Origin of the sequence: Fluoribacter gormanii, from assembly GCF_900156395.1 — a bacterium.
GTDB classification, from domain to species: domain Bacteria; phylum Pseudomonadota; class Gammaproteobacteria; order Legionellales; family Legionellaceae; genus Legionella; species Legionella gormanii.
Window position 1 is genome coordinate 89,571 of sequence record NZ_FTNL01000016.1, and the last position, 13,098, is coordinate 102,668.

Consider the following 13,098-nt stretch of genomic DNA (forward strand, 5'->3'; position numbering starts at 1 on the left):
TATCTTGCCCTGCGTTTTAAGTTCATTAAATGGGATACTATCAGGTAATTTTATGTAATTTCAAGGTTATTTTTCGTAACTCCCTATTAATTACAGATAATTACCATTAATTACGATAAATTATACTTAAGTACGTTTAATGGTTTATTTAATTACGCCAAAAGGAAGGAAAATTACATAACCTATTGCAGTGTAACGTAATATTTCATACCATCGAAGAGAACAACAATAAATTGACAATATGACATATGGGAAACTCCCTCAGCGAACGAATCGCAACCAAGCAGATAAATAGGAAATGCTCTGATAAATCGATCAACAAAGCAGCTTTTCTTGCGCTAAAAAAAGATATCGCTTCAGCGCTAGCCGACGGCTGGTCTATAAAGCTTGTCTGGGAAACCTTAGTTGAAGAAGGAAAAATCTCATTTTCATATAAAACATTTTGTGGCTATGTAGCACGTTTGATTGCTGCAGAAAAAAAGCCATCTATGCAGGAGAACACCAAGGATGAACAGGCTAAAAGTAAGGCAAAAAACGAAATTCGCGGCTTTACTTTTAATCCCAAACCCAACTTGGAGGAACTCTTGTAATGGCAAAAATACATATCACACTGCAGGGAAAAGGCGGTGTCGGCAAATCATTTATTTCAGCAACCACTGCACAATACAAGTATCACAAAGGCCAAGCCCCATTGTGCATTGACACCGACCCTATCAATTCAACCTTTCATGGATTTAAAGCACTCAATGTCGACCATATTCAAGTCATGAGCGGCGATGAAATTAATCCCCGTCTTTTCGATGCCCTCATCGAAAAAATTGCCTCAACAACTAATGATGTAGTCATTGACAACGGGGCCAGTTCTTTTGTGCCACTATCTCATTACCTCATCAGCAATCAGGTTCCTGCTTTGTTAAAGGAATTAGGCCATGAAATGGTGATTCATACTGTCATCACCGGCGGCCAAGCCTTGTTCGACACCATTAATGGCTTTGCTCAGCTGATTGACCAGTTTGCAAATGAAGCACAGTTTGTCGTCTGGCTCAATCCCTATTGGGGAGCTATTGAGCATGAAGGCAAAGCATTTGAACATCTGAAAGCCTACCGTGATAACAAGGACAAAATATCAGCTTTAATTCAAATCCCTGAGCTGAAAAAAGAAACCTACGGCCGAGATCTAACTGAGATGCTGCAACAAAAGCTGACCTTCGATGAAGTGCTGGGGATGTCAGAGAAAAGCATTATGACCCGCCAGCGCTTAAAAATCGTTCGCGATCAACTCTTTGGGCTGCTAGATAGCACCAAGGTGATCTAATGTCAGAAAATCTTGATAAAATCATTCAAAACATCACCAGCAAACATGGTGTACTTTTGGGTAAAGACGATCCAATCCTAATGCTTCAGACCATGAATGAACAACTGATTGAGGAAAATCGAAAAGCCCAACAAGATTTGCTAGTGCAGTTCCGAGAGGAAATGGAAAGCATTTCCTCTCAGTGGAAAGATGACGCGAAGGAAAAAGCTGAAAAAGTTCTCAATACGGCATTAGCTAGTAGTAAAGAAGCTATAGCTAGATTACTACAAGAATCTACTATAGAAACTGTTCAAGCTATGAAGAATTTGATCTCGGACTCATTAATTGAGGTTCACTCCTTAACACAAAAGACGCAAAAATTTAGTCGATTTGCATTGGTATCATCAGCTATATTTTTTGCTGCCTCTTTTATGCTTCTCTTATTGTTTTGTAAATAAGGTTTTCTGTTATTAAGCCCCATATTAGGGGCTTAATATTTCTATCAAAATTAATAAATAAATATTTTAAAGTGATACTTGTATAAAGGTAACAAGTTTAAACCAAATGTCTCATCAAAATAACTATATGAATAAATTGTAAATATTCTGTCTATATTATTTTATTTTCAACTGATTCCTTTTTATGTATCATGCGCACGACATTATCAAATCAATGTCAATTGGGTCAGATTTAATTATATTTAGGAGAAAATAATGGATTTAGATATTGAAATCATCGAAGAGTCTACTGACAGTGTAGAAGTCCTTTGCAATTCAGTTGGTTGCCCATAAGCATCTAGGCTAGGTAAATAGCCTAGCCTTTAATATCCCCTCTTATCATGTTGACTTCTGATATTTTTATAAGAAATGCGTCTCCTAAAGATGCATTAAAATGGGCCAAGATGTTATTACAGCTTGATAATGAAGTCATTTATTCAGTATTTGAACCCGGTGAAAGAGCCACACAAGTTTCTAAGTATGAAGAAAAAATTCTTGAGTCTCAAAAGAATTACAAATCAGCTATATTTTTTGCTTTCGATAAGACGCTCAGAGATGAACCCATTGTAGGTTTTTTATGCTTAGATGCATTTAAAAATAAGAGAAAAAACCATGTTGCAACAGCTGGAATCGGTGTTCTTAAGTCACACTATGCTAAAGGGATTGGAAACCAATTAATGAGCCAAATGGTAGAGCATGCAAAAAAATATTGCCTGACAAGAATAGAAGCCCATGTAGCAGTATGTAATCAAAAATCTATAAAGCTAGCAGAAAAATTTGGGTTTGTTATTGAAGGAAGGAAGACGAAAGCCATTAAGCTTTTAAATAATTATCAAGATGAATTTTTAATGGCTTTGGATGTAGAGATTAAAAATCATGAATAATCAATTAATTCAACAAACACTCGCAAAATTAATTACTAATCCTAGATATTGCGAAAATTACGACAGTCTAAAAAATGAAATTATTTCAACCTTAAATTTAAGTGCTGATGTTGCCAATATGCTAGATTCTTTTTACAACGTAAACAAACAAAAATTCCAGGCATCTGCGAGAATTTTAAAGAAAAGCAGATGGGATGATATAAAAGCTTCTCTTCCAGTTACAACTGGCTATTTAAACGATGATGTTCTCCAGAGTTTATGGGAAAGTTATCTAAGTCATCTACAAATCAATTCGATTGTTTCCAAAAATCCTCTATCAGAGAGCATCTTATTTTTAGATTATGCAGAAAAAAGTAATTTACTATCATCACTAGACAAACAGATTATTAAATATGAGAAAACCAGAAATGAAGTCACTTATGATCATCATAATGATTTTACTGTCTATTCAATAATCAATCGTAACGATAATGAACCAATTGATAATTTAAATAATTATAAAATTTATATTCATAGTTGCTTCAGAATAGAATCATTCTCATACAACATACCAGCGATCCTTAGAAATACCTCCAAAGATGATGTAGAGACTGATAATACCCTTATTTTATTCTTCAAGAATTTAAAGAAAGAAGGGATTGGAACAATAAAAATATCCGCCGACGTAAAGGATTTACTTTTAAAGTCTTTCGAAAGCAATAGCCTAGAAGAATCCTATACCTATTTTCAAAATAAGCTGAGTTTACAAGAGTTCAAACAATTATTTAAAAAATTTGAACAAATTGGTGTCTTAAGTATCCAACAAATAGAGAAATAAAAATGATGTACTATTCAGGGCCTGACCTTGGTGTCGGCATAAGCTACATGAGCGCTATAGGCGAACACATACTAAATCATATTGAAAGTTTTGATTTTATTGAGGCATATACCGAACGATTCTTTATTAGAGAGCAGAATAGTAAATTAAAGGAAATTCTTAAACATAAACCACTTGTTTTGCATGGGCTTGATCTTTCTGTAGGTTCTCCAGATCCGATAGATGTGCCCTATTTTGAAAAACTCGAACAAATAATCAATGAAACACCCTGTCATTGGTATAGTGATCACATTAGCCTTACTAAAATTGAACAAGTTGAAGTGGGACACTTGATGCCGGTCAGTTTTGACGAACAAAATATTGAACTGATTGTGTCTAAAATAAAAACATTAAACGAGAGAATCCAAAAACCTTTCTTGCTAGAAAATATAACATATTACTATCAGATACCCTCTTCAAACATGACAGAATATGATTTTATTTCCAAAATTTTAAATGAAGCAGAGTGTGGAATGCTTCTTGATTTAAATAACCTATATTTAAATGCCCTTAACCACAATTATGATCCATACGAATTTTTAAAAAAAATTCCTACAGAGCGAGTAGTTGAAATACATCTGGCGGGAGGTTCTTTTAAAGAGAATATGCATGTGGATACACACGCCAACTCCATTGCTAATGAAGTTTGGAAATTGTTTGAATATGCAACACGTACAATACCTTTTCGAGGGGTAATTATTGAGCGTGACGCCAATTTTGAACCTTTTTCAGATCTGGTTGATGAAGCAAACCGAGCCAAGTCAATTATCAAAAAATATAAACAACCTTCTAAAGTATTAATGTGAGCTAGTGATGTCAGATTATCAAGCTAATGGATTTTTTCTTGCAAAGAATTATTTTGATGCATCAGAGTTAGAACAATTTATAGCGGGAGCAAATTATCTTAAGCAAACTCCGGAGATTATTGACGGACCATTAAAATATTTTGAAAAAAGTCAAATAGATGACTCCGTTATATTAAATCGAGTTGAGAAATTTTGTGATTATCTGCCCCTATTAAATCGAATTCTCAACGGAGAAAAGCTACTTAACTCGTTGAAAGAAATTACCGGAAGAGAATATATTCTTTTTAAAGAGAAGATTAATTTTAAATTATCTGGTGGTGGGGGCTTTAAACCACACCAAGATGGTGCAGCATTTAGAAGTTTTGTTAATGACGAGCTGATTACCATAATCATTCCGGTTCATAATACAAATGAAAACAATGGCTGCTTTCAAATTTCAAATCAAATATATAGTAAGCAACTGCTCCAACATGCAAATGGCAAAATATCATTAAAAGGATATGAAGAGGACTTATCAGATAATTGGCGAAATATCTTATTATCTCCGGGCGATGCTTTTTTCTTCAGCTCATTCTTAGTTCATCAATCACAAAATAATTTATCCTCATCTGATAGGAGTTGTTTTTTTGTTACATATTCTCCTGCGGATTATGGTGATCAAAGAACAAAGTATTTTATTTATAAACGTGAAAACTTCCCTCCCAGAATTGAGAGAAAAGAAAACAAGGATTACGAACCCTGGCGAAAAAAACTATCGAGGGAGATTCTCTAGTGCTTTCGATAATCAATAATAATAGTAAATTAGAAGATCTATTGATAAATTTTCAATCAACATACTCTAAAAGAAATCACCTAGAACATGACATTGGCTATGAGGAGATTTTGCAATCCTATTCTTCATTTGTCGTTAAACCTGAGTGGATTACAACAAAATTTCTCAATAAGGCGCAATCTAACAAACTTATTCCAAGTTATCTCAATAAAAGAGAACAATATTTTTCACTCGAAGACCAATACTCTAATTTTTTAATCACTGAGAATCTGATTGATAATTTTTATTCACATCTAAGCCAAACACATCCTCGAGTAAGTACTTTTTGCAGTAAGCTAATAAAATTAATACTCATTGCGGAACTCGATCATTATATCGAAGGTACCACTGCCGATGAGCTTGGTATTGCACATATAGATTTTAAAGAAAGTTACAACCAAGAAGACTTTAATGAACTCATTGTTCATCAAATAACCCATACATTGCTTTTTATTGATGATTATATAGAACCTCAGGTAGATGATGATAAAAAAAATTTTTTAATATCTACCTCATTATCCCATAAGAAAGGCGGAAATAAATTTCCTTTTTATATTCTGTTTCATAGTGTTTGTGTGGGGCTTGAAGTCCTCAGCTATCGATATGAAAACAACTCATTAGATAGCCCTATTCACTATCACCCAACAACAGAAGTAGCTATAAAAAGGTGCACAAATGGGATAAACAAATTAAATGAATACATTGATTTGTTTACTCATAGTGGAAAAGAGCTTCTATATAAATACCATGCACTTCATGAAGAGTTAGCTAAAAGGATTCAATATGCTCAGTGATCTTAAAGAAATCCAAAAACATATAAGTACTAGCGAATACTGTACACATCAAGGCAAAAATTGTGCGTATCATTTCCATACAGAAGAAGATTTTTTAAACTCAGAGCAATTTATCCAATTTATTAATAAAAACGGATTTGCAATCGTGCAATTGAATAATAAACCTTTGCGCTCACTACTAAGAAAGCTTGTTCAATATTTCGGGCCATCCATGAAGGATTCTGGAGTCTATAAAAAGTACATAGCGAAAGTGCAGGCTGCTAATAATGGAAAATTTTACATTAATTCTGATAAGCCTCAGCCGTTACATACAGATGAAGGCTATACAAATATATTCCCACATTATGCTTCTTTGTATTGTGTCCAGCAAGCTAGTCAGGGAGGAATTAGCACCATTGTTCATGTGCAAACGTTGCTGGATGCATTGTACGATAAATTCGCAGACAAGGTCTCGGAACTTTTCCAACCTGATGCATTATCAATACAAACAGTCACTGGCACTATAAAAAAACAAGTTCTTTTCAAACTAAAAAATGGTTTAGTTGGAATGTCCTATTCCCCTATTTTGTTGAATTGGAAATCCACCAATCTTATTTCTGATATGATTATATTTATCAACCAATTCATACATGACCCTCAAAACCAATTCCGTATTTCCTTACAAAAAGATCAGCTTCTTATAATGGATAATTGCAGGATTCTACACGGTAGAACTGGATTTAACATGCAAGACGAAAGGCTATTACTTAGATTTTGGAATCAGAGTATTGCTATATAACTATGTCCATAATACAAGTCTTTATAATTAACATACGGAAACAAAAGCTAGGATTTTTATTACTGCTTATATCATCTTTATTTGCTGCAATTCAGCAATGCCTGACACCTTGGTTAATCAAGTTTATCCTGAACACACTCCAATCTAAAAATTTTGAAGAAACTGATTTAATTACAATTCTATCTATTTTTCTCTCAGTTTATTTAGTTTCAGAAATTATTATAAGAAGCCAGGGAGTGCTCATTGCCAAAGTTATTCCAAGCTTTAAAGAAAATGTAAAAAGCTTTCTAATCAAAAGTATCTTAAACAAAGATTATCGATATTTCATAGATAATATGCCTGGTACATTAACACAAAAAATACAAGATTTTACTTCCTCATCGGAAAGAATACTTCTAATTATTATCTATAATTTTTTCACAATCATAATAAGCTTCATTTTAACTTCAATTTTATTATTTTTTATAACGCCACTGTATTCTATTCTTCTCATCAGTTGGTTTGCTATCCATGTGTTTTCAACCTATTTGAGGTTTAATCAGTCAATAAAATATATTAAGGATCATCATTCAATACATTCTAATATATCTGGCAATTTGATTGATTTACTATCAAAAATTGCCACTGTCAAAATATTTAATGGAGAGATATTTGAGCTAGAAAGAATGAAAAATAGATTCTCTATGGAAAAACAATCTTTGCAAAAAGCACAGATCTACTTCGAAAAAATCAAAGTATTGCAAAGCATACTTTCCATTTTTTTAATATTTACTCTAGTTTTCCATCAATTACATGGTTTAATTAATGGAAAATTTCAGGCAGGAAATTTTATATTTGTGCTCTTCATAACCTATAACTTAATTAATTATGTGTGGTTCTGCTCATTTCAACTTACTATCTTTATTAGAGAGATGGGAATTATAAAAAACTCCTTTAATACATTACAGAAGGGTGACTCTGACCCTTATGGCTTAATACAAGAAACAAAAAATCAGTTAATTAGTGCCTCGCCGAGCTTTGAAGTAAAAAATTTAAATTTTTCAATCAAAAAACATGAAAATATAATTGATAACTTCTCGCTAAAAATTAATTACGGTGAAAAAGTTCTTTTAAAAGGAACATCTGGAACAGGTAAATCAACGTTAGTAAAACTATTGTCTGGTTTACACACAAACTATTCTGGCTGTATTTCTATTGATGGAATTAATATTAAAGAAATAACAAGAGAACAATTAAGAAAGCTCATTGTATTAGTTGAACAAAACCTTTTACTGTTTAATAGAACTATTAAAGAAAACATATGTTATAACAATACCAGTTATACGGACGAGCAATTGTTTACTGCCCTTCGTCTTTCATGTTGTCATGAATTTATAAATGATTTCCCCGATGGAATTGAAACCAAAATCGGAGAAGAAGGAGTATTACTATCAGGAGGACAAACTCAAAGAATAGCGCTCGCAAGAGCAATACTAGCTCAACCCAAATTGCTTATACTCGATGAATCCACCTCCGGACTGGAAAAAGAGCTGGAAATAAAAGTAATTAGTAACTTAATGTCTATTCAAGAACAAACATTATTAGTTATTAGTCACTCAACTGAGATACAAGCACTTATAAGCAGGCACATTGTGATGCCTAAAAAGAGATCAACTTATTATACTTTGACCAAAGAGGCAGTATGCTAGAAACCTATTTCTCTAATAAAAACAGTTTCAACATATTATTTTGCAAGTATCGAATAAAAAATTATTTCAATGAAACCGCTGATTTTCTTACCCGACATAAGTTATTACTGGCTTTTATTATTTGTTTATTGGTTCCAGGAGTACACAATCTACCTAAAATTGGTATTCCGTTTTTTGAAATAATTAATCCATTAGCAACCATACAATCAAAATTATTGTGCCTAGGAATTATTTTAGCTTTTTCACTCATGCTAACCAATGCACAGTCGAATTTTATAAAAGGGGGTAAATTAAGAAACTATCTAAATACTTTCGATATTTCTGTGCATACACATAAAAAAATAGACTTAATGATTTTAGCGATTTCACTTAATTTTATTTGGGTTGCAATAGTTTTGGGTGCTGGATTTATCTATTCCTACTCACAAAATATCATCAGTTTATTTTCTCTTTTCTGTTTATATGTATCATTTATATTTAGTTACTTAGTATTATTATTAAGTCACTTGTATCGCAATAAAAAATATATGTTTCTATTGTTTGTGAACTTAATTTTTATTGCATGTATTCCCCTATTAACAATACCTTTTGCAAATTATACAGGGTCGATTTTAGGAACTCTTTTCAGTTTATTTATTTTCAGGAGAGAAATACCTTCAGGAAAAGAAAATACATCGAATAAACGAGCTACCGGTTATAATAAACAATTAGTATCAAACTCACTCAGGCGATATTTTACAATTCAACTCGCCACTTATAAGCAACATAGGAAAGTATTTCTTACTAAAGCCTTATATTGCACCATTGTTAATATTTTTCTAGTTTACTTAGTAATGATACAAAATTTAAATATCGACCACATTGGTATTTTTATGGCTATACTGGGGTTTAGTATATATATTCTTTGCACCTTGTTTTCTGTTTTTCAACAAGATGATAAGAGTTACAAGTTATTTCATACAATATTCCCATACCAAAGCTTCCTCAAGTATGTTAAAGAAATCACTTTAACATTTTTGATTTTTTTAATTGCAGGCTTGCCTCTTTTATTTTATTTGGCAATAGAAAATGAAAATCTATTCATCGTCATTTTTACAGCTTTTTTAATGAGTTTCATTCCCCTAACAATCAATAGAATTTTCTATTGGCTATCCCTTCGTTTCTGTTTTTTTACATCATTAATAAATAGTATTTTATGGATGATCGCTCAATATTGGATATTAGGAGGTATTTTTGAATATTAATATACAATTGAATCATGTCAGCAAAAGTTATGAAAGTCGTCAGCTTTTGAATAATATTTCATATCAGTTTACTAAAAATATCTATCATATAATTGGTAGCAATGGAGTTGGAAAATCAACACTCTTACGACTTTTAATCGGCTTAGAATTACCTGACTCTGGTTCTGTAATAATTAATGGTAATTGGGAAGTAAGCAGCCATAATTTAATGGCTAAAAATATATATTATGTTCCTGATGATTTGGAAGTTTATCCTTTTCTTACTGGTCGAGAATTTCTTAACTGGATTGCACAAGCAAGAGCGCCCCATGGTGGTGAAATAGAAAATATTCTTGAATGCTTTCATTTAAACCCACATATGAACACAAAAATTTCAAATATGTCATTTGGGACAAAAAAGAAATTTCTCTTAGCTACCGCATTAATAGGGACTCCAGATTTTATCATTTTAGATGAACCGATGAATGGGTTAGATCAAAACTCCCAGTCTATTCTCTTAACAATACTCGAAAAAAAATCCAGAAATTCTGGCCTTATTCTCACTTGCCATGAAGAAGATAAAATCGCGCAATTGCACCCCTATAAGCTTCAATTATCCAATCAACAATTAACTGAATTAAAGCTTGAGAGAAATAAACTGGTATGAAAGCATTGATTGTTGCTCATCCTGATGATGAAATCATTTGGTTCCCTGCAAAATATTTTGATTTAATTGTCATTGCTTTTCTTGCTCGTCATGATAGACCCCATGCCGCACAATTCAGAAGATTTGCACTCAATGAACATCCTTTAAATGATAGATTACTGTTACTGGAAATTGATGAATCGGGATATTGGAAAGATAAAAAGAGGCAAGAACAATTTATTGATGCAAAAACCAGCCTATATCACTCATTACTCGAATTGAAATCAAAATATTCGTTTACAGAAATTTTTACACATAATTCAGTTGGGGAGTATGGTCATGATGACCATATTTTAGTTCACGATTTAGTTAAAGAGATTTTTTCTAAAACTAAGATATATTGCCCCATAATATCAGATAATAATCACAACAATACAAACATCTTGAGCATAAATAACGATATAGACTTCTATAACAAGGCAAAGGATATATATATTAAAAATAAAGCTTGGACATGGAAAATAGATTATGTACCACCAAAAGAACTTAAATTTTATCTAAGCGAGAATTAAGAGCGTGATTACAGCAAAAATTGCATCTATCCCAGAGCGGGCTCATCAGCTTGAGTTAACGATTCAAGTACTATTGAAGCAAGTAGACAGAATTCAAGTCTACTTAAACAATTACCATAAAATTCCGGCTTTCTTAGAGAAGAAAAATATACAAGTTTTCACAAGTCAAGAATATGGCGACCGAGGGGATGTAGGTAAATTTTATCAAATTGAAGAAATAAATGGATATGTATTTACTTTAGATGACGATTTAATTTATCCATCAGATTATGTAATGACTTTATTAGATAAAATTGAATCTTATGGCAGAAAAGCCTTTATTTGTACGCATGCAAACATTCTACCTAAAAGAGCAATCTCATCTTATTACAAAGACAAACAAGGTATACACTTTGCAAAACAATTAGAAAAAGATACTCCCGCTGATATCCCGGGGACGGGAACGCTAGCTTTTCATACCGAACATATTAAGTTGACCCAAAATATATTTTTAACGCCAAATATGTCCGATATCTGGCTTGCCATTTATGCGAAACAAAATAATATCCCGATAATATCGGTATCCAGATCAGCTTTTTGGATAAAGCAGGCTACAGGCAAGGAGTTTGAAAAATCAATATACAACTCTTTTAATCGAAATGATACCTACCAAACAGACATTGTAAATAAAGAATTGATTCTTGCCTCCTAGATTTGGGTGTGAGTTTGCGTATTTGAGTACTACTCTAGTATTCATCATAGGCCCCTTCCAGCTTCCTTGTGGAGTAATATTTAAATATTGATTTGAAAAGCAATCGAGCCTGCCCCACTGAGTATTCTTGTTTCTACAGGAATGCCATTCTTTAGCAATGCACTGCGTGAACGATTATTTAATTACTTTTAATAAATTTTTAGTGACTCTTTATATAAAAAACTAGAGATGATTGCGACATATTGGAGTTGCCCCTATAAAACCGGACCACTTAGCCAGCCAAAGCACTATTGATAAATTGTCTTGGTGCCATCATATTTAACCCTTTATGGGGCGCATGTTCATTGTAGTCATTGAACCAATCGGGTAACTGCCTCATGAGCGTGAGAGCATCAAATGGATCGCTAAATGCGACATAGTCTCTCTTAAACGTTTTGACGAATGCCTCAGCCATTCCATTACTTTCAGGGCTATAAGCTGGGGTGGTTCTCACATCAAAGCCAAGTTTCCTAGCAAATGCTACTGTTTCGCGAGCTGTATAACAAGGCCCATTGTCACTAAGCCACTGTATCGGCTTTGCTAATACGTCGATTTTGCCAAAACGATACTCCATACTTTCAAGTAGCAAGTCTCTAATAGTTCTGCCATCTATACCGATAGTTGATGAAACGTAACTAATAACCTCTCGGTCACAGGTATCCATAGCAAAAGCCACATGCACTCGATCTCCGTTAGCACACTGAATGGTAAAGCAATCAGAGCACCAACGCGTATTACTTTTTAAAGTAATCACCTTACCGTCGTGAGAACGTGTTGGTTTTTTCTTAGGAGCCAGAAGCAATAAATTATTGAGCTTCATAATGCGATATACACGTTTATGGTTCACTTTTAATCTGCCTTCAGACTGTAGTCGATGGTTGAGTAAAACAGTGACTCTTCGATAGCCATAGCTACAGCGTTTGTCCGTGATTTCGCGAATATAAGGGAGCAGTTCATTGTCCTCTGTTTTAACGTAATGGTTCTTTTGTGGTTCCATTTTTTTAAGCCTTTCTGTTAGATTTGAACGGGATACTTCTAGAGCACGGGCTATCGCTCTTATTCGAAATCGCTTATTCCGAGCAAGGGTTGCCGCGAGATCAGTTTTTTTTCCCGGCCGAGCTTTACCGCTTCACGTAGTATTTCGTTCTCTAACGTTTTTTGGCCTAACACTTGTTCTAGTTGCTTAATTCGCCTTTTGAGTTCATTCGCTTCACTTTGGGGTACCACAGACTCTTCAGCCTTTACTCCAGTCAATGCACTGCTCTCCATTAATTTACGCCAATAAAATAATTGGCTGGGCGGTATTCCATGTTTTCGCGCAACGTAAGATACCGTTGCTCCTGAATGATAGGTTTCATGGACTATTTGTTGTTTCTCTAACGGCGTCCAACGACGTCGATTGCTGCTTGAATGGATTATTTCATTACATTCTAATGGTGTCGATACAGTCATATTACTAGTCCTATTACTAGTCGTTAATTATTGGCTAGGTGGACCGGTTTAAATTGGGGGCACTACA

At 33.5% G+C, this 13,098-nt stretch carries 15 protein-coding genes; 14 read left to right on the plus strand and 1 reads right to left on the minus strand.

Going from position 1 to position 13,098, the window contains the following annotated elements:
• Positions 1–248: 248 nt before the first annotated feature.
• The 14 genes from BW930_RS11070 (at position 249) to BW930_RS11135 (ending at position 11,540) form a co-directional block, all read left to right on the plus strand.
• Positions 249–590: a TraK family protein gene (locus BW930_RS11070; protein WP_058468112.1), complete on the plus strand. Its 342-nt coding sequence runs from the start codon at positions 249–251 to the stop codon at positions 588–590.
• A complete protein-coding gene (locus tag BW930_RS11075) occupies positions 590–1,315 on the plus strand; it encodes an ArsA-related P-loop ATPase (protein WP_058468111.1) in 726 nt (241 codons plus the stop codon). The genes BW930_RS11070 and BW930_RS11075 overlap by 1 nt, the downstream gene beginning before the upstream one ends.
• Positions 1,315–1,752 carry a conjugal transfer protein TraM gene (locus tag BW930_RS11080; protein WP_058468110.1) on the plus strand — a complete coding sequence of 146 codons (438 nt, stop codon included), beginning with the start codon at positions 1,315–1,317 and terminating at the stop codon, positions 1,750–1,752. Before BW930_RS11075 ends, BW930_RS11080 begins: the two co-directional genes overlap by 1 nt.
• Before the next feature lie 380 nt (positions 1,753–2,132).
• Positions 2,133–2,675: a GNAT family N-acetyltransferase gene (locus BW930_RS11085; RefSeq protein ID WP_058468109.1), complete on the plus strand. Its 543-nt coding sequence runs from the start codon at positions 2,133–2,135 to the stop codon at positions 2,673–2,675.
• A complete protein-coding gene (locus BW930_RS11090) occupies positions 2,668–3,492 on the plus strand; it encodes a hypothetical protein (protein ID WP_058468108.1) in 825 nt (274 codons plus the stop codon). The genes BW930_RS11085 and BW930_RS11090 overlap by 8 nt, the downstream gene beginning before the upstream one ends.
• 2 nt (positions 3,493–3,494) lie before the next feature.
• Positions 3,495–4,337, plus strand: coding sequence for a multinuclear nonheme iron-dependent oxidase (locus tag BW930_RS11095; RefSeq protein ID WP_058468107.1), 843 nt, complete (start codon positions 3,495–3,497; stop codon positions 4,335–4,337).
• 7 nt (positions 4,338–4,344) lie between these two features.
• Entirely contained in the window at positions 4,345–5,109 is a 765-nt protein-coding gene (locus BW930_RS11100) for a phytanoyl-CoA dioxygenase family protein (protein ID WP_058468106.1), read from the plus strand.
• A complete protein-coding gene (locus BW930_RS11105; RefSeq protein ID WP_058468105.1) occupies positions 5,109–5,942 on the plus strand; it encodes a hypothetical protein in 834 nt (277 codons plus the stop codon). Before BW930_RS11100 ends, BW930_RS11105 begins: the two co-directional genes overlap by 1 nt.
• Positions 5,932–6,720 (plus strand): TauD/TfdA family dioxygenase, encoded by a 789-nt coding sequence (locus BW930_RS11110; RefSeq protein WP_058468104.1) that lies wholly within the window; start codon positions 5,932–5,934, stop codon positions 6,718–6,720. Before BW930_RS11105 ends, BW930_RS11110 begins: the two co-directional genes overlap by 11 nt.
• Before the next feature lie 2 nt (positions 6,721–6,722).
• Positions 6,723–8,408: an ABC transporter ATP-binding protein gene (locus BW930_RS11115; protein ID WP_058468103.1), complete on the plus strand. Its 1,686-nt coding sequence runs from the start codon at positions 6,723–6,725 to the stop codon at positions 8,406–8,408.
• Positions 8,402–9,652: a DUF6136 family protein gene (locus BW930_RS11120; protein WP_058468102.1), complete on the plus strand. Its 1,251-nt coding sequence runs from the start codon at positions 8,402–8,404 to the stop codon at positions 9,650–9,652. Before BW930_RS11115 ends, BW930_RS11120 begins: the two co-directional genes overlap by 7 nt.
• Entirely contained in the window at positions 9,642–10,298 is a 657-nt protein-coding gene (locus tag BW930_RS11125) for an ATP-binding cassette domain-containing protein (protein ID WP_058468101.1), read from the plus strand. Before BW930_RS11120 ends, BW930_RS11125 begins: the two co-directional genes overlap by 11 nt.
• A complete protein-coding gene (locus tag BW930_RS11130; protein ID WP_058468100.1) occupies positions 10,295–10,849 on the plus strand; it encodes a hypothetical protein in 555 nt (184 codons plus the stop codon). Before BW930_RS11125 ends, BW930_RS11130 begins: the two co-directional genes overlap by 4 nt.
• A 4-nt stretch (positions 10,850–10,853) precedes the next feature.
• A complete protein-coding gene (locus BW930_RS11135) occupies positions 10,854–11,540 on the plus strand; it encodes a hypothetical protein (protein ID WP_058468099.1) in 687 nt (228 codons plus the stop codon).
• A 271-nt stretch (positions 11,541–11,811) separates the two neighbouring features.
• Here BW930_RS11135 and BW930_RS11140 read toward each other — a convergent pair.
• Positions 11,812–13,031, minus strand: a protein-coding gene (locus BW930_RS11140) for an IS3 family transposase (RefSeq protein WP_115266147.1) whose coding sequence is annotated in 2 segments (ribosomal slippage) — positions 11,812–12,689 and positions 12,689–13,031 — 1,221 coding nt in all. Because the reading frame shifts where the segments join, the coding sequence is not laid out codon by codon here.
• Between the last annotated feature and the right edge of the window lie 67 nt (positions 13,032–13,098).

Bases quoted from the DNA above. Each gene is read 5' to 3' on its own strand.
- BW930_RS11130 (WP_058468100.1), top strand. From the start codon at position 10,295: ATGAAAGCATTGATTGTTGCTCATCCTGATGATGAAATCATTTGGTTC.
- BW930_RS11090 (WP_058468108.1), top strand. From the start codon at position 2,668: ATGAATAATCAATTAATTCAACAAACACTCGCAAAATTAATTACTAAT.
- BW930_RS11120 (WP_058468102.1), top strand. From the start codon at position 8,402: ATGCTAGAAACCTATTTCTCTAATAAAAACAGTTTCAACATATTATTT.
- BW930_RS11080 (WP_058468110.1), top strand. From the start codon at position 1,315: ATGTCAGAAAATCTTGATAAAATCATTCAAAACATCACCAGCAAACAT.
- BW930_RS11085 (WP_058468109.1), top strand. From the start codon at position 2,133: ATGTTGACTTCTGATATTTTTATAAGAAATGCGTCTCCTAAAGATGCA.
- BW930_RS11110 (WP_058468104.1), top strand. From the start codon at position 5,932: ATGCTCAGTGATCTTAAAGAAATCCAAAAACATATAAGTACTAGCGAA.
- BW930_RS11115 (WP_058468103.1), top strand. From the start codon at position 6,723: ATGTCCATAATACAAGTCTTTATAATTAACATACGGAAACAAAAGCTA.
- BW930_RS11100 (WP_058468106.1), top strand. From the start codon at position 4,345: ATGTCAGATTATCAAGCTAATGGATTTTTTCTTGCAAAGAATTATTTT.
- BW930_RS11095 (WP_058468107.1), top strand. From the start codon at position 3,495: ATGATGTACTATTCAGGGCCTGACCTTGGTGTCGGCATAAGCTACATG.
- BW930_RS11070 (WP_058468112.1), top strand. From the start codon at position 249: ATGGGAAACTCCCTCAGCGAACGAATCGCAACCAAGCAGATAAATAGG.
- BW930_RS11075 (WP_058468111.1), top strand. From the start codon at position 590: ATGGCAAAAATACATATCACACTGCAGGGAAAAGGCGGTGTCGGCAAA.